The organism is Paenibacillus lignilyticus (assembly GCF_017942085.1).
Taxonomy (GTDB): domain Bacteria; phylum Bacillota; class Bacilli; order Paenibacillales; family Paenibacillaceae; genus Paenibacillus_Z; species Paenibacillus_Z lignilyticus.
This window is the reverse complement of sequence record NZ_JAGKSP010000001.1, coordinates 738,573-755,943: the sequence shown is the minus strand read 5'-3', so window position 1 is coordinate 755,943 and position 17,371 is coordinate 738,573. Positions and strand designations below refer to the sequence as shown.

14 protein-coding genes are annotated in these 17,371 nt (G+C 51.2%); 9 read left to right on the top strand and 5 right to left on the bottom strand.

From position 1 onward, the window contains the following. Positions 1-59: 59 nt before the first annotated feature. Together I8J30_RS03285 and I8J30_RS03280 are read left to right on the top strand one after the other, a co-directional pair. A complete protein-coding gene (locus I8J30_RS03285) occupies positions 60-1,127 on the top strand; it encodes a Gfo/Idh/MocA family protein (RefSeq protein WP_210655325.1) in 1,068 nt (355 codons plus the stop codon). Between the two features lie 87 nt (positions 1,128-1,214). Next, positions 1,215-2,180: a D-2-hydroxyacid dehydrogenase gene (locus tag I8J30_RS03280; protein WP_210655324.1), complete on the top strand. Its 966-nt coding sequence runs from the start codon at positions 1,215-1,217 to the stop codon at positions 2,178-2,180. A 21-nt stretch (positions 2,181-2,201) separates the two neighbouring features. On the opposite strand, the gene I8J30_RS03275 is transcribed toward I8J30_RS03280, so the two are convergent. Next, positions 2,202-3,095: a TetR/AcrR family transcriptional regulator gene (locus I8J30_RS03275; RefSeq protein WP_210655322.1), complete on the bottom strand. Its 894-nt coding sequence runs from the start codon at positions 3,093-3,095 to the stop codon at positions 2,202-2,204. A 140-nt stretch (positions 3,096-3,235) separates the two neighbouring features. On the opposite strand from I8J30_RS03275, the gene I8J30_RS03270 reads away from it, so the two are divergent. After that, positions 3,236-4,708: a DHA2 family efflux MFS transporter permease subunit gene (locus I8J30_RS03270; RefSeq protein ID WP_210655320.1), complete on the top strand. Its 1,473-nt coding sequence runs from the start codon at positions 3,236-3,238 to the stop codon at positions 4,706-4,708. 66 nt (positions 4,709-4,774) lie between these two features. Here I8J30_RS03270 and I8J30_RS03265 read toward each other — a convergent pair whose 3' ends face one another. Next, positions 4,775-5,413 carry a phosphatase PAP2 family protein gene (locus I8J30_RS03265; RefSeq protein WP_210655318.1) on the bottom strand — a complete coding sequence of 213 codons (639 nt, stop codon included), beginning with the start codon at positions 5,411-5,413 and terminating at the stop codon, positions 4,775-4,777. 126 nt (positions 5,414-5,539) lie between these two features. On the opposite strand from I8J30_RS03265, the gene I8J30_RS03260 reads away from it, so the two are divergent. The 3 genes from I8J30_RS03260 to I8J30_RS03250 all read left to right on the top strand — a co-directional run bounded on the left by I8J30_RS03260 (position 5,540) and on the right by I8J30_RS03250 (position 10,796). Next, on the top strand, positions 5,540-6,223 hold the full coding sequence (locus tag I8J30_RS03260) for a response regulator transcription factor (protein ID WP_210655316.1): 684 nt from the start codon (positions 5,540-5,542) through the stop codon (positions 6,221-6,223). Beyond that, positions 6,216-7,625, top strand: a complete 1,410-nt coding sequence (locus tag I8J30_RS03255; protein ID WP_240547756.1) for a sensor histidine kinase — start codon at positions 6,216-6,218, stop codon at positions 7,623-7,625. The genes I8J30_RS03260 and I8J30_RS03255 overlap by 8 nt, the downstream gene beginning before the upstream one ends. An 81-nt stretch (positions 7,626-7,706) precedes the next feature. After that, entirely contained in the window at positions 7,707-10,796 is a 3,090-nt protein-coding gene (locus I8J30_RS03250; protein WP_210655314.1) for an efflux RND transporter permease subunit, read from the top strand. Between the two features lie 24 nt (positions 10,797-10,820). On the opposite strand, the gene I8J30_RS03245 is transcribed toward I8J30_RS03250, so the two are convergent. From I8J30_RS03245 to I8J30_RS03235, 3 genes are all read right to left on the bottom strand, one after another. Next, on the bottom strand, positions 10,821-10,988 hold the full coding sequence (locus I8J30_RS03245; protein WP_210655313.1) for a hypothetical protein: 168 nt from the start codon (positions 10,986-10,988) through the stop codon (positions 10,821-10,823). A 963-nt stretch (positions 10,989-11,951) separates the two neighbouring features. Then, positions 11,952-13,202, bottom strand: coding sequence for an MFS transporter (locus I8J30_RS03240; RefSeq protein ID WP_210655311.1), 1,251 nt, complete (start codon positions 13,200-13,202; stop codon positions 11,952-11,954). Between the two features lie 129 nt (positions 13,203-13,331). Continuing rightward, a complete protein-coding gene (locus tag I8J30_RS03235) occupies positions 13,332-14,204 on the bottom strand; it encodes a helix-turn-helix transcriptional regulator (RefSeq protein ID WP_210655310.1) in 873 nt (290 codons plus the stop codon). A gap of 147 nt (positions 14,205-14,351) precedes the next feature. Here I8J30_RS03235 and I8J30_RS03230 point away from each other — a divergent pair, with 147 nt between their 5' ends. From I8J30_RS03230 to I8J30_RS03220, 3 genes are all read left to right on the top strand, one after another. Further along, positions 14,352-15,182, top strand: a complete 831-nt coding sequence (locus I8J30_RS03230) for a phytanoyl-CoA dioxygenase family protein (RefSeq protein ID WP_210655308.1) — start codon at positions 14,352-14,354, stop codon at positions 15,180-15,182. Between the two features lie 157 nt (positions 15,183-15,339). Beyond that, a complete protein-coding gene (locus I8J30_RS03225) occupies positions 15,340-16,872 on the top strand; it encodes an MDR family MFS transporter (protein WP_240547755.1) in 1,533 nt (510 codons plus the stop codon). Beyond that, complete coding sequence (locus I8J30_RS03220; protein WP_210655306.1) at positions 16,869-17,336, top strand: GNAT family N-acetyltransferase; 468 nt, start codon at positions 16,869-16,871, stop codon at positions 17,334-17,336. The genes I8J30_RS03225 and I8J30_RS03220 overlap by 4 nt, the downstream gene beginning before the upstream one ends. Positions 17,337-17,371: the final 35 nt, after the last annotated feature.

The window sequence follows — 17,371 nt, the reverse complement described above, 5'->3', positions numbered from 1 at the left end:
CAGCGCTCCGGCCGCTCGGCCGGAGCCTGTTACTTTCAACTTGAGAGAGGATGTTATTGATGACGAAGAAACTTAAAGTTGGCGTAATCGGTGCGGGCGGTATTTTCCAATGGGCGCATTCCGAGCCTTTGAAAAACCACCCGGAGCTTGAAATCGTTGCCATCTGCGATATCGATCTGGAGAAAGCGCAAGCAGCGGCAGAGCAGCACGGCATACCGCAAGCTTTCAGCGACTACCGTGAAGTAATCGCGATTGCAGACATCGACATTATCGATATTTGTACGCCTAACCTGTTCCACTCCGAAATCGCGGTTGCCGCTCTTGAAGCCGGCAAACATGTATTCTGCGAAAAACCGGATGCCGTTAATCCGGAAGAAGCGCTTCGCATGAAAGAAGCTTCCGAGAAAAGCGGCAAAACGCTGATGGTTATGCGTAACAACCGTTTCCGTCCGGCTTCCCAGTATATCAAACGCTGGATCGACCAAGGCAACCTGGGCGAAGCATACGCAGGCCGCTGCGGCTGGACGCGCCGCCGCGGCATTCCGGGTAAAGGCGGCTGGTTCACAACGAAAGAATTGTCCGGCGGCGGTCCGTTGATCGATCTGGGCGTTCATTTCATCGACTTGTCGATCTGGTTCATGGGCAATCCGAAGCCGGTATCGGTAACGGGCGCAACGTACACGAAATTCGCCGATGCGGAAGATATCGCCGGCTCTGAGCACAGCAAATTCGGTTCCAAATCCGAAGGCGAAGGCACGTTCGACGTTGAAGATTTGGCAATCGGCTTTATCCGTTTCGACAACGGCGCATCGCTTCAAATCGAGTTCAGCTGGGCTTCGAACATCGAGCAAGAAGAGAACTTCGTCGAGCTTCGCGGTACGAAAGCCGGCTTCAAGTTCAGCAACGGCAAGCTTGGCATCTTCGGCGAAGATCAAGGCGTCGTAACGGATATGGTTCCTCACGTAGGCGAAGACAACGGTGGACACGGTGGGAACCTGTATCACTTCGTCGATGTTATTCAAGGCCGCGAGAAACCAATCTTCACCATCGATCAAGGCGTAGACATGATCAAAATTTTGTCCGCGATCTATGAATCGGCTCGTACGGGATCGGAAGTAAAACTGTAAATTGCGGCAGAAGCCCGTACCGTCCAATTGGGCTGGTACGGGCTTCTTCTTTGTGATATAGGTGAACATGAGGGAGAGTGGCTAAAGATGAAGAGGAAGCTCGTATGCGTATATGATTTGGAAGCGAAGCATAGACAACGAATTCGTGAGGCTGCGCCGGGATTTGAGCTTGTATTTGGCGGCGATGCCGATGAAGAGGGAATGAAATCGCATCTGGCGGAGGCGGAGATCGTAGCAGGCTGGGATGATCAAGCGGCAGCAAGCGCGCTGCGGCCGGGCACTTCGCTGCGCTGGGTGCAGGCTTGGGGGGCTGGCGTGGAGCAGATGCCTTTCGAAGCGTTTGCGGCGCATGGCGTAACACTGACGAATGCAAGCGGCGTTCATGCGAACGGAATTTCGGAGACCGTGCTTGGCATGATGCTGAGCTTCACGCGCAAGCTGCACATAACGATGCGAAATCAGGTGAAGAAGAAGTGGGACTGGCTCGGCGGCTTGGGCGAAATTCACGGGAAGGTGCTCGGGATCGTCGGCGTTGGTGCGATCGGCGAGGAGCTTGCGAGGCTCGCGCAGGTATTTCATATGCGCGTACTGGGCGTTCGCAATTCCGGTAAGCCATCCCCGTATGTAGATCAGATGTACGGCTCCGACGGACTGGATACCGTGCTGCAGGAGAGCGATTATGTCGTGGTTACGCTTCCGATCACGAAGGATACGCACCATTTGTTCGACCTTGCGAAATTTAAGCAGATGAAGCCTTCCTCCTTCTTCGTTAACATCGGCCGCGGACAGACGGTTGTAACGGAAGATATGGTGGAGGCGCTGCAGTCCGGCATTATTGCCGGGGCAGGGCTGGATGTGTTCGAGCAGGAGCCGCTCCCGGCTGCTCATCCGCTGTGGGAGCTCGAGAATGTCATCCTAACGCCGCATAATTCCGGCAACTCGATCTATTACACCGACCGTGCGGTTGATATTCTGGTTCATAATCTTGGCGTTTATCTTCGGGGCGACGGAGAGTCGATGCGCAATCTCGTTAGTTTGACGAATCAGTATTAAGCTGAATAGGCAGTGCCCAGGCTAAGAAGCGGCTTTCAATTCGAACAGCTTCTCAAGCTGCCCCAGTATGGCCGTTAATTCATGCTGGGATTGCAATAGACCGATAAGCGCGCGGACAAGCACCATTCGGGGCTTGTCCGCGTCCGCTTCTTCCTGCAGAAGAATGGCCGCATCATTCAGCTCCGTCTTTCTCGCGTTCGTAGCCTGGAGCTCCTGAATGGTGCTCAGCAGTCTGTTGAGCCCTTCTCCCAGCTGTTCCTCCGCAGGTACAGCAGTCCCCTTCATCCCGCATGCAACAAATTGCGTCATAACGGACGACTCCAGTATCGGCGTACTCTTCGATAGAAGAAGGCCTGCAACCATTTCGTCCATGCGATCGACAACGAAAGCCGCCATTTGTTCATAATCGAACGGACTGCTTATCAGCTCCGTCATCACCATATATTCCTTGATAATACCGATATAGAGCGCAATCAGATCCCACTTATACACATCGATGCCCGGACCGTATGCGTGAACTAGGCTTTCCTCCAAGTAAACAAACATCTGTGAACGAATTTGTTGAACGAATGTAGCAAAAACACCGGTATCGTTAATCTTCAGTTCATAAAAGTCTTTTATACTGGATTTAAATTCTTTAAAGCTGATGAATTGGTTCAATGTTTCTTGCACGAAACGCGCTTTAGGCGAAAGCGCTGCATCTGCCTTAATGCGATCCACTTGATCGAACATTAGCTGAATGCGATGACGATAGACCTCCACGAGCAAATCCTCTTTGGAAGCAAAAAACTTATATAAAGATCCCTTAGCAATGCCGCAATCGTTCGCAATATCTTGAATGGAAGTAGCGGCAAAGCCTTTCTGTGCAAATATCCGCATCGCAGATCCGATGATTTTATCTCTAAGCAAGCTCAAAAGCGCTCCTCTTTTCAGAAAAAGATTGACAAGTGACTGTCCGGTGTTGAGAATATTATATATCGTGACCAATCGGTTTTCAATAAAAACGATCGGTCACAGTGTTTACAATAAGGATTTTATGGAGAGAAGGTAGAACGATGTCATCACCAACAGCAACAACATCATCATCCGAGTTTTCGATCAGAGCCATCATCGCACCGTTAATGGCTGTAATCGTCGGGATGATCATGGTCATTCTGGACAGCACCGTCGTGAACGTAGCGCTGGCGAAATTCCAGACCGAATTCGATGCGACCATCAACACGGTTCAATGGACATTTACCGGCTATACGCTGGCCTTGTCCGCCGTTATTCCCCTCGCCGGCTGGATGACCGATAAGTTCGGGTCTAAACGTATATTCTTGATTACGATTGCGTTATTTACGATCGGTTCCGTGCTGTGCGGAGCTGCTCAAACGGTTGAACAGCTTATCGCGTTCCGTGTCATTCAAGGGCTCGGCGGCGGTATGGTTATGCCGATCGGTATGGCGATCATATTCCGTCTCGCCCCGCAGGAGAAACGCGGCTCGGTTATGGGAATGCTGGGTATCCCCATGCTGCTTGCGCCGGCGCTTGGACCGATTCTCTCGGGCTGGCTGATCGAAGCGGTCTCGTGGCACTGGATTTTCTTGATTAACCTTCCAATCGGTATCGTCGGCATGATCGTGGGCATCAAATATCTGCCGAATTTCGAGCAGAACAAAGCGCCTGCCCTAGATATCATTGGGATGATTCTAGCGCCAATCGCGTTTGCATCGCTGGCTTACGGGGTTAGCGAAGGCGGCCGCACAAGCTGGACAGCGGACAATACATTGACCGGTTTGATCGTCGGCGGTATTGCCTTGCTGCTGTTCATTATCGTGGAGCTTCGTCACAAACAACCGCTTCTCGAATTGCGCGTATTCCGTTCGTCCGACTTTACACGCGGCACATTGCTGGTGTGGATCGTTCAAATCGCCCTGTTCGGCGCCATGATTCTCATGCCGGTATTCCTGCAAAACATTCGTCATTATTCTCCGCTCGAAACGGGCGTTATTATGCTTCCGCAAGCAATCGGTTCGATGCTCTTCATGCCGATTGGCGGCCGTTTGTTTGATAAGATCGGTGCCCGTCCGCTTGCATTGGTCGGTCTTACGCTCGTTGGCGGAGCGATGTTCATGCTTCATACCATCAACGTGGATACGAAGCTGATTATGATCATTGTCCCGCTCTTCATGATCGGATCGGGTATGGGGTTATCGATGATGTCCTTGAACACGCACGTGCTTAACTCCGCGCCGCGTCATCTCGTTTCCCGTGTTACGCCGCTTACGACGGCAGCACAGCAAGTGGTTACCTCTTTCGCGGTTGCCGGCCTTACTGGCTATATGACAACCCGCGTCACCGATCATATGACGGCCGGCGGCAATCCGATCGATTCTGCGGTTAATGCCTACAGCGATACCTTTATGTTATCGTTTGGTCTGACCGTCTTTGGTATTTTGTTCAGCCTTCTGCTTCGCAAACCGAAGCCGCAGAAAGACATTGCAGGTGCCGAGCAGGTTGATCCAGCTATGATGATGGGTCACTAAACGGCGACTAATTCAAAAAGCTGCTCCCCGGCGTCATTAGACGATGGGGAGCAGCTTTTTGCTCGTTTACATATTTGCGCGCTGCGTCATTGGTTTAGGCTTGCGAACCGTAGCGGTGCGCTCGATCATCATGACGAGTCGGTAGACGACATCGGCAAGAATAATGCCGGCGAATGCATCAAAGATGACATGTTGTTTGACAAAGAAGGTCGAGACAATAATAAGCGAAGACATACCGTAAATCAGTGTCTGATTGATTCGGTTGCGGAAGCTGCTGGTATATAGAGCTTTCATCACCATGTAACTGGAGAAGCAGTGAATGCTCGGGAAGCAGTTGAATGGTTCATCTCGCCCATACACATAACCCAGCAGGCGGGTAAACGGATCGTTCCCGACCAGTTCAGGCCGAGGAACAGTCGTTTGGAAGACAAGGTAGATTCCGTAACAGATCAGTGCGCAAACCACATAGGTAATAAGCGAGCGTCTGTATACGGCGGGGTCTTTTATAAAGAAATAGATCAAACACAAATAAATATAAAAAATCCAAACCGAATAGGGCAGGACGAACACTTTAACGAGCGGAATCGCTCGATCCAGATCAGTCACCAAGCTGTAGACTTGGGCGCCGGGCCGATTCGTTAAAGCATACAGCCAGCCCATTACCGGAAAAATGAGCATACTGATCAGTGGCAAAAAACGTTTCATTGGATCCTCCCCTGAAAAAAAGCTTGTAGGCACTCTAGCAACTCTACTAGCAATCTTGTAATAATAAGATATTGTGGTTGCGGATGCAAGCACCAAAAGCATACAAAAACGTGAGGCGGTTCAGGAATGGTTAAAATTGCTCTAGTCGATGATGATGTACATATCCGAGAATTGGTCCGGCTTTATTTAAGCGACGAGGGTTTCGAAATATTGGAATTCGCAAATGGCGAAGTAGCCTGGCTATATGTCAAGGAGATTCCCGTGGACATGGTCATTATGGACATTATGATGCCGCGCATGGATGGCTATGAATTGTGCAAGAAGCTGCGGGAATCAGGCGATATGCCCATTCTCATGATTACGGCCAAAGGGGAATCCGAGGAGAAAATCAAAGGGTTCCAGCTGGGCACCGACGATTATTTAACGAAACCGTTCGACCCGATGGAACTGGTGGTCCGGGTCAAAGCGCTGCTGAAGCGATATAGGATTACTTCTTCCCAGATGGTCGCGATCGGGAGCATCGTACTCGACCGGATCGGCTATCAGGTCATTTATAAAGATACGGACACGGCTGTCACCATACCGATGAAAGAATTCGAGCTGCTGTACAAATTGGCGAGCCATCCGGGGCAATTGTTTACGCGGGCGACGTTGATTGAGCAGATATGGGGATTCGAGTATGAGGGTGACGAACGGACGGTGGATGTACATATCAAACGATTAAGGGAACGCTTTGCAGAATATGAAACTACGTTCCGAATTGTGACACTTCGCGGACTCGGTTACAGGCTCGAGGTGCTGAATGATTAAGTCGCTTTATGTGCGAACGGTATTGGTCTTCGTCGGCGTCGTCATCGCGAGTTTGATTTTTGCCTTCTTCTTGGCTACGAGGCTATACAGCAACAGTATTAAAGAGCTGGGGGAAGAGCAGCTGATCGAAAGCGGCAAGCGCATCATTATGATGATTCAGAAAGCGCCTGAAGCGCAATCTGCCGCCAGCCTGGATGAAGTCACGAGCAACATTGTGCTGATTCCGGTCTTTAAAGTGAAAATAGTCGACGAACAAGGAGCTTCCGTCAAATACGGCAGTGAAATCGATCCCAAAGCGCAGTTCTCGATTACTCCCGCGCAATACGGACATGTCATTAAAGGCGGTATCTATAGAGGCACTTTACAAATGAATCAAGATGATAAACATGGCCCCGAGACGACATTGATCGGGCTGCCGTTTGAATTCCGCGATCATCCCTATGCGCTGTTTATTTCTCCGGAGCTAAATGACTTGCTTGACGTCTTCCGCCGCGTGATGTTAACCGTTCTACTCAGCGTGCTCGCGATGGGCAGTTTGCTCATCCTGCTTGCCTCGCGGTTCATCGTCAAGCCGCTGCAGCGTTTGACGCGGGCGACGAAACGGATGGCGCAGGGCGACTTCGGCATCAAGCTTCAAACCAAACGCAAGGACGAGATCGGCGCTCTGACCGCAAGCTTCAACGAGATGGCGAAGTCGCTCCGTATGCTGGATCAGATGCGATCCGACTTCGTAAACAATGTCGCGCATGAATTTCAGTCGCCGCTGACATCCATTACCGGATTCTCGAAGGCGCTGCGGACGAAACAGATGGATGAGGCCGGGCGCCAGCATTACTTGACTATTATCGAAGAGGAGAGTCAGCGGCTTGCAAGGCTGAGCGCGAATTTGCTGCGGTTATCCGTCCTGCAGCAGGATCAAGGTCCGGTCCACCCCGTCTATTATCGGCTGGACGAGCAAATTCGCCGCATCATTATTGCAAGCGAGCCACAGTGGAGCGTTCGAGAGATCGAATTCGAGCTGGAGCTTGAAGATTTGACCATCCATGGGGACAAGGATAGTTTGGATCAGGTGTGGCATAATTTGATTAGCAACAGTATCAAGTTTTCACAGGATGCAAGCTGCATTGAAATCACGCTGAAGCAAGTCGGCGAAATGGCTGTAATAACGGTGCGAGACCATGGAAAAGGCATTCCGCCGGAGGAGCAGCAGCGTATTTTCACCCCATTTTACAAAGTGGATCAATCCAGGGATTATGCTGTTAAAGGAAATGGACTGGGCCTTTCCATTGTGAAACGAATTGTCGATCTGCATCATGGCGAGATCACGGTCTCGAGCGTACCGGACGTAGAAACGGTTTTTACGGTGCGACTGCCGCTGCATGCTGATGGTCATGTGTCGTGATTTGTAATGTCCAGTACATATTCAGTTCAAATTTCTCCTGTATACTGACCTCTAGATAGAGAAAGAGGAGAGATAACATTCATGAGTTGGTTAAGTCGATTCAGTCTAAAGAACAGTGTAGCAGTCGTTATTCTCTGCTTGATGGTACTCGGGTTTGGCTTCTTCTCCGCCACCCAGATCAAGCAGCAAACCTTCCCGGACGTGGAATTTCCGGCCGTATTCGTACAAGCCGTTTATCCGGGGGCTTCAACGGAAGAAATCGAGTCCGAGGTTACGGTACCTGTTGAGGAGAGCTTGCAGGGGCTCAAAGGTTACGATGCCTTAACGAGCACCACTTCCGAGAATTCCGCAAGCGTCATCCTGCAGTATCCGTTCGGAACGAACATGGATGATAAAGTAAAGGATATTGAGGCGGCAATTGCGAAGCTTCAAACACCCGAGAAAGCCAAATTAACGATTCAACGTCTGAATATTAACGCGGCGCCGATCTATGAAGCGGCCATCTTCTCGTCGAAGGACGATCCGTCTGCCCTGCAGAAGGTGCTTGAAGAGCAAGTCGTGCCGAAGCTGAAGAAGGTTACCGGCGTTAGCGCCGTTGAGCTGAAAGGTGTCGTATCGCAAGAGCTTCGCATCGAAGTCGACAAAGATAAAGCCGCACAGCACGGCATTTCGCTAAATGCAATCCAAACGGCGATCCAGCAGCTTGACTATGCGCTTCCGCTTGGTTCGGTAAGTCAAGACAGCACATCGATTCCGATTCGTCTTGTCGGTAAGTTATCACAGCTTGATCAAATCAATAATCTTGAACTAAGTCCTGGAGCAGGCGTTGGCGGTGGAGCAGGCGCTGGAGCACCTGGTGCGGGCGGACAAGCGCCTGCGGCGAAGGTCAAACTGTCGGATATCGCTAAGATCACTACAGTCTCCACGCAAAATGAAATCACTCGTTTTGACGGCCAAGCCAGCTTCGTCGTTCAAATCGTGAAGACGCAGGATGCCAATACAGCTGAAGTATCCGATGAAGTGAAGGACGTATTGGAAACCTACAAGACTAAAGCCAACCTTGATATTCACCTGATTCAAGACCAAGGCGCCGAAATTAAGAAGTCGGTTTCCTCGCTAATTCGAGAAGGGCTGTATGGTGCGCTGTTTTGTGTCATCATTATATTCCTGTTTTTACGCAATATACGGGCAACCCTGATTTCGATCATCTCGCTGCCGATTTCCATCTTCGCAACGATTGCTTTAATGAACGAAATGGGTTATACCCTGAACATTATGACGCTCGGCGGTATCGCGGTATCGATCGGTCGGATTGTGGACGACAGTATCGTTGTTATTGAGAACATTTACAGATGGCGCCAAGAGAAGGGCCGCGATATGAACGGCAAGGAGCTGGCCTACAAAGCGACCAAGGAAGTTATCGGCGCAGTTGGCTCCTCGACAATTGCAACGGTAGTCGTGTTTTTACCGCTTGCTTTTGTTACCGGGATCATTGGCGAGTTCTTCCGTCCTTTCGCAATCTCGGTTGTCATCTCGATCGTCAGCTCCTTGCTGGTAGCGATGATGCTCATTCCGGTGCTGGGCGCGAAATTCTTCAACCACATCAAGCCGCATAAAGAAGGCGGCAAGTTTATGGATTTCTACGAGAAACTGATCCGTGGTGCGCTTAAACGAAAAGTACTGGTGTTAATCGCCTCCATTGTGATCTTGATCGGTTCATTCGGTACGATTCCATTGCTTGGCGTAGCGTTCTTGCCGGCAGGCTCCGTGCCTTCGATCGGCATTGAATTGAAATTGCCTACGCAAAGCACCATTGAGCAAACGAATGAGGCTGCAGAGAAAGTAGAAGGTTACTTGAAGGATCTGAAAGGCGTCGACAATTATCAGGCTTCCATTGGCGGAGCGGATAATCCGTTCATCCAAATCGGTTCCACGTCGAACAGAGCCGCATTCACGGTTCAATTCGCAGAAGGAACGCCGATGGACACGATGATGGACGATGTCGGCAAGGATCTGAAAGAGCTGTTGGCTAAAGATGTACCTGATGCCACGATTAATGTCAAAGAAGGCGAACAGAACGGCCCGCCAACGGGTACCAGCGTGGAAGTGAGCTTGTATTCCGAGGATATGGCTGCCCTCACGACAGCTTCGCAGCAAATTGAGAAGCTGATGACCGCGAACACAGATATGAAAGATGTTACGAATAACCTGAAGGATACGACGCCAAAATGGGTCATCTCGCTGAATCAAACCGCGAAGGATTTGAACGTGTCTGCGTTCCAAATCATGGGTGCCGTAAACGAGCAGCTGCGTCCGACGGATGTAGGCAGCTACGTGCTTGACAGCAAGAGCTGGGATATTACGATGTCTTATGCGCAGCAAATTACGTCCAAGGCGCAGCTGGAAGCTATTACGATTCCGACTGCGGCCGGCATGAAGCAGCTGAAGGATCTCGTTGAACTGACTGAAACGATTGCTCCGATTGCAATCAATCATGAGGATGGCAAAATGTCCGCGAAAGTGACGGGGAACGTGAAGGAAGCCGACAAGACGGCAGCCGTAACGAAAACGATCACGGACGATATCGACAGCCTGTCGCTGCCAAGCAATGTAGAAATGAAAATCGGCGGCGGCCAGGATATGATCAACAGCGGCTTCCAAAGCATCGGTATTGCGATGGCAGCAGCGATCGGTCTTGTGTTCCTGGTGATGAGCATGACCTTCGGCGGATTGTTGACGCCGCTGATCATTCTCTCCTCGTTGCTCTTCGTACCGGTTGGTTCCTTGGGTGCGCTTCTGATCACAGGCCAATCGTTATCGATGAGCTCCATGATCGGGATGCTGATGCTCGTAGGTATCGTAGTAACCAACGCAGTCGTATTGCTTGACCGCGTTGAGAAGAACCGCAAGGAAGGCATTCCGCTTCGCGAATCGCTGGTCGAAGCTTCGAAAACAAGGCTGAGACCGATTCTGATGACGGCATGCGCAACGATCCTGGCGCTTGTGCCTCTGGCGCTCTCGGAATCGACAACAAGCCTGATCTCAGGCGGTCTTGCGATTACCGTAATCGGCGGTTTGACCACGTCGACGCTGCTGACACTGATTGTGGTACCGGTCATTTATGAGTTGACGGGTAAGCGTCGTAAGATTGAGAAGGAATTGGATCTGTAAGGGTTGGGAACGGAGCAGGTTTTACTACTGCTCCGTTTTTTTATGTTCGTTCGCGGATTGACCTGTGCCTCCACCCACAGCCACCACCAACATCAACACCAGCACCAGCACCAGCACCAGCACCAGCACCAGCACCAGCACCAACACCAACACCAGCAGCAGCACCAGCACCAGCACCAGCACCAACACCAACACCAAGCACCAACACGCGACCGCCGTCGCGACCGCCTCACTCCCTCCGGTTCACACGCAGGATGCTCTAACGAATCGTACAGGTCTTATTTGGCCCGAAATAACGTCGAAAAAATTCTAACGAATCGTAGAGGTCTTATTTAAGGTTTTTGCGTATGTTGGAGTCGTTACACTCCAAATAAGGCTCCTACGATTCGTTAGATTTTCGGAGTCGTGAAATTCGGCGAAATAAGGCTCCTACGATTCGTTAGATTTCGAAGCCAGCAGCCGTGAGCCGCCAAATCGAACTCTTCGCACAAAACCAAGCTAAACGACAGGCTGAGAGTACGGATTTGGAACTCTCGGCGTCCAAACTAAACCTCCACTCCCCCGTTCCGCTAGCTGAAAGTCGCCAAATCGAACTCTCAGCACGAAAATTAACATCAACTATAGGCTGAGAGTGCGGAAATGGAACTCTCAGAGTCCAAATTAACCTCCAATCTCCCGTTCTGCTAGCTGAAAGCCCCTAAAGCGAACTCTCAGCACGAAAACTAAGCTCAACTATAGGCTGAGAGTGCGGATATCGAACTCTCCGCATCCAAACTAACCTTCATCCCCCCGTTCCGCCAGCTGAAAGTCACCAAATCGAACTCTCAGCAACCCAACCAACCTCCAATCCCCCCGTTCCGGCAACACGCCTAAATCCCCCACGGTTGTTTAGATTTTCGATCGGGATGCTTTATTGTGGGGAGTGAGGGGATTACATGATGGAGTTGGTTTACTAAAATGCTCTCTTTTGTGTTTGTGAGCGAGGGAGGTGGGTTGAGAGGAGGTTGCAAATGGTTAGTTGAAGGGACAAGAGCAGCTATTCTGTGGTCGTTATCGGAGTGGAAAGGATTGGGGCGAGTATAAGGGAGCAGCGATTTCAGACAAAATAAAAGAAGCTGAGCACACGGATAACCGTGTGCTCAGCTTCCAATCGCTTTAACGGGATACTGTGGCTGTATGTTGCTGCATTTCAGTCGCCGCTTGTTTCTTCATCCATCGCTGATTGATCAGCGAGTGAATAACGAAGAATAGCGCCGATGCAGTCGCAGTAATGACAGCCAGCCAAGCTACCGGCGTCAATTGGCCGATATCGTACAAATGGCCCATCATGTATGGACCGAGGACACGCCCCGCGGAGCCGATGCCGCCGGCAAGTCCGAGATAGAACGGAGCTTGCTTGCCGCCGTTCTCACTGAGGAACGCAGGAATGGCCGGCGCGATCAGCATCTCGCCGAAGGTGGTGAGCACCATGCCGAGGACCATGCCCGGAAAGCTGTGAAACATAAGAATAGCGGCATATCCGGATAGATAGAACAAGGCGCTGGCAGTTAGCTGAGCCGTTATGGTTTGAGCGGCTAAGCGTTTGATCAGGCCGATCAGCGGCTGTGCGACGAAGATCAGAATGCCGTTCAACGTCCATAGGTAGCCGAACATCTGCTTCGGAAGCCCTTCACTGATGATGAACGGGGAGACCCCGGTATTCCAAATGCTGTTGCCCAGATTGAGCAGCATGGCGCCAACGGCCATGAACAGATAGACCCGCACATCCAGGAGCAGCGCCCAAACACTTTCATTTTGGGGAGACAGCCGTTTCATCTTCACCGCTGCCGTATCGCTGCCGGTTCCAACTTGCTTCAAGTAGAACAAGAAAAAGATGGCGAAGATAGCCGACGTCACGCCGTTCATCGAGAAGCTGAGCGAGTAGGAAATGTCGGCAAGGAAGCCGCTGAGCGCAGTTCCGATTGCGACTCCGATATTGTTGGCGACATAGACGATGTTGAACAGCTCACCCCGCTGATCTGCGAAGCGAAAGCCGATAAAGGCTTGAATGGCCGGCATGGACAGCGCGTTGAACAGTCCGATCAGACCCATCATCGCGATAAAGACAGGCCAATTGTGGCTAAGCACCGGAAGCAACAGCAATCCTGCTGCATTTAGAGCGAGTGCGCCGATGATCAGCTTTTTCACGCCGACTTTGTGATAAAGCGCGCCGCCGAGCAGCTGTCCGGCGATACCGCCGATCGATTGAATGAGAATGACAAATCCGGCATCGGTCATGCTGCGTCCGAGCTCATCGAAGACAAACATCGTCACAAGCGGCCACATCAGCGCGCTTCCGATCGCATTAATCAGACTGGCAGCGAGAAAAACTTTGATTTCCTTCGGGTATTGATGAAGTATACGCATAGATGGGTTCTCCTGTTGTTCTCCTGTTGAAATGCACACAATAAGCCTTCATTATACTCGATTAAGGCGAATCTAGGGAGACCCGGAATTTTCCACACAGGCCACACTGACAGAGCCAAGCTCTCCTTTTTAGGATGACGAACGCCAGCTAGAAGGCGACACCCCAATATATTTCTTAAACACCGTCGCAAAATGCTGACTGGTCTTGTAGCCGAGGTCGAGCGCGACTGCCGTCACGTTGGCGCCGGGCTGACGAAGCAGCTCGCAGGCTCGGTTGATCCGTATCCGGTCCATATAGTTGGCCGGCGATTGGCCGTGCAAATTGTGAAACAGCCGATAGAAGTGCGACTCGCTGACGCCTGCGAGCGCGGCGAGCTCCTTATTGCTCCAGCGACGCTCGGGTGCGGCGTCGATTTGGGCGGTAAGCGCGAGCATCGATTCTTTCAGATCGAGCGGGAGTTGACGGGCTGCGGCAGGCGGATAGAGCAGCTGCAGCAGAATATCGACCAAATGATGGCGCACGCGGAACGCTGCGCTGCGTTCTTCTGCTTCCAGCAGGCTGCGGAGCTTATAGAATTGCTCGCGCACGCGGCTGTCTACGGAAACAATGCGGGGCAGCTGCAGCAAGGCTTGATGGATTTGATCCCGGTCTTCATCGTTGAACGACAACCAGCCCGGATAGTCGGCGGGATCGCGTAAGATGAACCACCAGATACTGCAGGGCTCAATAAAATTCAGTCGTGCGCGATGCCATTCACCGGGGCGGGTATGGAAGATTTGTCCCGTAAAGGAGGGATAGTAATCGCCATCGACTTCCCAAGTCACCCGGCCATTGTCGACATACACAAATTCGTAGCAGCCATCATGTTGGTGATCCGCAAGCGGGGAGGCTTCCTGGAAACGGTCATAGCCCAGCATCATAAGCTCGGGAAAGTCGACCCTGCGATTGGCGGCATGATCGTTTATCTCCCAGCGAACCGCATCGTTTCTGATTTTGGCCATTTGGAAGTGCAGCTCCATTCGTGTCTAATTATCTCTTATGTTTCTAATCCTATTTGATAGGTTTTCGGAAGTCAACGACGCTGCCCATGCTCTACAATGAAAGCAGTTACAATTATATTGATGAGAGCGAAAGAGGTGTCTTACGTAATGGGAGTTATTGATTACACCATCACCGAAGAGGATAAACAACGATTTAATACCGATGGCTACTGGATCAGTCCGAAGCTGATCGATGATGATACGATTGCGCGTCTGCGTGAAGCACATGAGCGAGTATGGACGAGAAAATATGACGGCTTCGGCCTTCCGATGCACCACTATCACCCAACGGACAATCCGTTAGCTTTACGTAAATTCGACAATGGCTGGTGGATTAACGATGAGGTCCGCTCCGTGGTGACCGATCGCAATTTAGGAAAAATGGCTGCCGAGCTGCTGGACGAGGAATCGATTCGGTTGTGGCATGACCAGGTGATTTATAAACCGGGCACAAACGGTCAAGAAACGTCTGCGGGAAATGTAGGCTGGCATCAAGACTACGGTTACTGGCGCTGCAGCAGCACGCCTAATATGTGTACCGTTTGGATCGCTTTACAAGATACGGATCTGTCGAACGGCGGGATGATGACGATTCTCGGCTCGCATAAGTGGGGCGCAGTAGAAGGCAGCGATACATTCTTCGAGCAAGACATGAGCAAGCTGAAGGCGAAGTTTGCAACGCGGGATTGGGTTGAAGAGCCTTGTATCCTGAAGGCTGGGCAGGCTAGCTTCCATCATGCCCTAACCTTCCACGGTTCCGGCACCAACTACAGTCCGGATCCAAGACTCTCCGTTGTCGCGCATCTGATGCCCGGCCATACGTATTACCGCGAGAGCAGACAACGCCACGATAATCTGCGCTATCTGAGTGCACGACCGGTGCCGGGGATGAAATTTGATAATGAAGAGTATTTTCCCACGCTCTACTCCAAATCCTAATAAGAGTCAGTCTACAGAAAGACCGGAACATCCTTCCCAGGGAGGAGGAGTCCGGTCTTTCTATGTTGTATAATCACTTGGTGTCATTTGTTAATATTCCGTTCACAAAGATGGATTACGATGAACATGAACATCAAGAAAAGGGGGATTAACGGCTTTGAAGCAAAAAGAAAGCAATAAAACATTAATTTTGATCGGGTTGATGATCGGGGTCATCTTCGCAGAGCTTGACGAAACGGTTGTTTCGACGGCGATGCCCACGATTATCCGTGATCTGGGCGGATTGGCGCTGTATGGCTGGGTTGGCGGGGTCTATATGCTCGCCATGACTTCCTTTATGGCCGTACTCGGCAAGCTGGCCGATTTGTACGGACGCAAGAAGATTTACTTACTTAGTATGGGCTTATTCATTGGCGGCTCCATTATTAGCGGCTTGGCACCATCGATGGAGGTGCTGCTCATTGGACGGGGGATTCAAGGGATTGGCGCAGGGGGACTCATGCCGCTGGCGATGGTCATCTTCGGCGATACGTTCCCGGTTGAACAAAGGGCCAAGATTCAAGGGTTATTCGGTGCTGTCATGTTTATTCCGCAGCTGCTCGGACCGCTTGTCGGGGGATATTTTGCCCAGCATATTTCATGGCACTGGATCTTTCTCGTGAATATTCCGGTCGGCGTTCTGGCTGCGTTCATCCTATCGCTCGGACTTCAGGAAACGAGGGTGGAGCGCAAAGTCAGTGTCGATTGGTACGGGGCCATTATTCTTGTTGCCGCGTTAGTCAGCCTGCTGCTAACGCCGGTGCTGCATCAGACAGAGGGCTATGCGTGGACAGAACCTGTCATGCTTAGTCTCATGGGAGTCGGCGTGCTCTTGCTTGGATTGTTCGTTTTCGTGGAATCCAAGGCGAAGGAGCCGATCCTGCCGCTTCATCTCTTCAAAAACCGCAATTTCGTTGTGCTGTCATCGCTCGTATTCGTCTTCATCCTTGCCGTAATGGGCGCACTGTCTTCATTCCCGTTCTTTGCGCAAAACGTGCTGGGACTGACGCCTACAGCGGCAGGCTACCTGACGCTTCCGCTCATGGTGGGCGCAATCGCGGCAAGTGTAGTAGCAGGTCGGTTGATGACCAAATTTCCTTACCGCAATATTTATGGCATTTCGTTTATTCTTCCGGTCATCGGTTTCTATCTACTGTCGACAACGCATGTGGATACGCCGATTTACATTTTCGTCATTTACTTCATCATTCTCGGACTTGGCTTCGGTACGTTGTTCGGCAATCAGCTGATCGTGCAGGAATCGGTTGAGAAAGAGCACAGCGGGATTGCGCTGTCATCCGTAACGCTCTTCCAATCCATCGGCATGACCATCGGATTCAGTTTGTTCGGCTCCGTACTCGCAGCTAATGTCACGTCGGGATTGAAGGGCTTGGCCGGTTCCATGACGGCAGATCAAGCGGCGAAGCTGGGCGATATCTCGACGGGCGCGATTCCCCAAGATATCGATCCAACGCTGCTCGAACAAATCAAAATTGTATTCGCTGACGCATTTACGCATCTCTACTGGATCTCTTTCGTACTCGCTATCGTATCCTTCCTGATCTGCTGGTTCTTGAAGAAGGAAGTGCTGGTGACGAAGAAGGATGACGAAGCAGGGGCACAAGAAAGCGTGCTGGAAGCGACGCTATGATCAAGCGGCTTGATTTGACGGATCCATCGGCAGCGCAGCAGTTCCTAGATGTACAATTGCCTTCTTACCGAATCGAAGCCGAGCTTATCGGCTTCGATGGTATTCCCGGTCTTCATGACACGATCGAGAAGCTTGGGAAATGCCAAGAAATATTCTTCGGCTGCTATGTCGAAGGCGAATTGGCCGGCGCGATTTCCTTTAAATTAGAGGAAGAGGGCAGCGTAGTTGATATCCATCGACTCGTTGTCCATCCGAATTATTTCCGCAGAGGAATCGGCGAAAGGCTCGTCCAATTTGTCCTGGAAGCCTTTCGGAGTCAGGCAAACACGTTCATCGTAGCAACGGGAGCCGCGAATACGCCGGCGAAACGACTGTACGCGAAACTCGGCTTCGAGGAAGTTCGAGAAGTGGAAGCGGCGCCGGGATTATTCATCGCAGAGTTCACCAGAAGAGGAGATTGCTGAGCTGTTGCAGCCGGCAATCTCCTCTTTGCTTTTGA

Bases quoted from the DNA above. Each gene is read 5' to 3' on its own strand.
- I8J30_RS03285 (WP_210655325.1), top strand. From the start codon at position 60: ATGACGAAGAAACTTAAAGTTGGCGTAATCGGTGCGGGCGGTATTTTC.
- I8J30_RS03280 (WP_210655324.1), top strand. From the start codon at position 1,215: ATGAAGAGGAAGCTCGTATGCGTATATGATTTGGAAGCGAAGCATAGA.
- I8J30_RS03270 (WP_210655320.1), top strand. From the start codon at position 3,236: ATGTCATCACCAACAGCAACAACATCATCATCCGAGTTTTCGATCAGA.
- I8J30_RS03265 (WP_210655318.1), bottom strand. From the start codon at position 5,413: ATGAAACGTTTTTTGCCACTGATCAGTATGCTCATTTTTCCGGTAATG.
- I8J30_RS03260 (WP_210655316.1), top strand. From the start codon at position 5,540: ATGGTTAAAATTGCTCTAGTCGATGATGATGTACATATCCGAGAATTG.
- I8J30_RS03255 (WP_240547756.1), top strand. From the start codon at position 6,216: ATGATTAAGTCGCTTTATGTGCGAACGGTATTGGTCTTCGTCGGCGTC.
- I8J30_RS03250 (WP_210655314.1), top strand. From the start codon at position 7,707: ATGAGTTGGTTAAGTCGATTCAGTCTAAAGAACAGTGTAGCAGTCGTT.
- I8J30_RS03240 (WP_210655311.1), bottom strand. From the start codon at position 13,202: ATGCGTATACTTCATCAATACCCGAAGGAAATCAAAGTTTTTCTCGCT.
- I8J30_RS03235 (WP_210655310.1), bottom strand. From the start codon at position 14,204: ATGGCCAAAATCAGAAACGATGCGGTTCGCTGGGAGATAAACGATCAT.
- I8J30_RS03230 (WP_210655308.1), top strand. From the start codon at position 14,352: ATGGGAGTTATTGATTACACCATCACCGAAGAGGATAAACAACGATTT.
- I8J30_RS03220 (WP_210655306.1), top strand. From the start codon at position 16,869: ATGATCAAGCGGCTTGATTTGACGGATCCATCGGCAGCGCAGCAGTTC.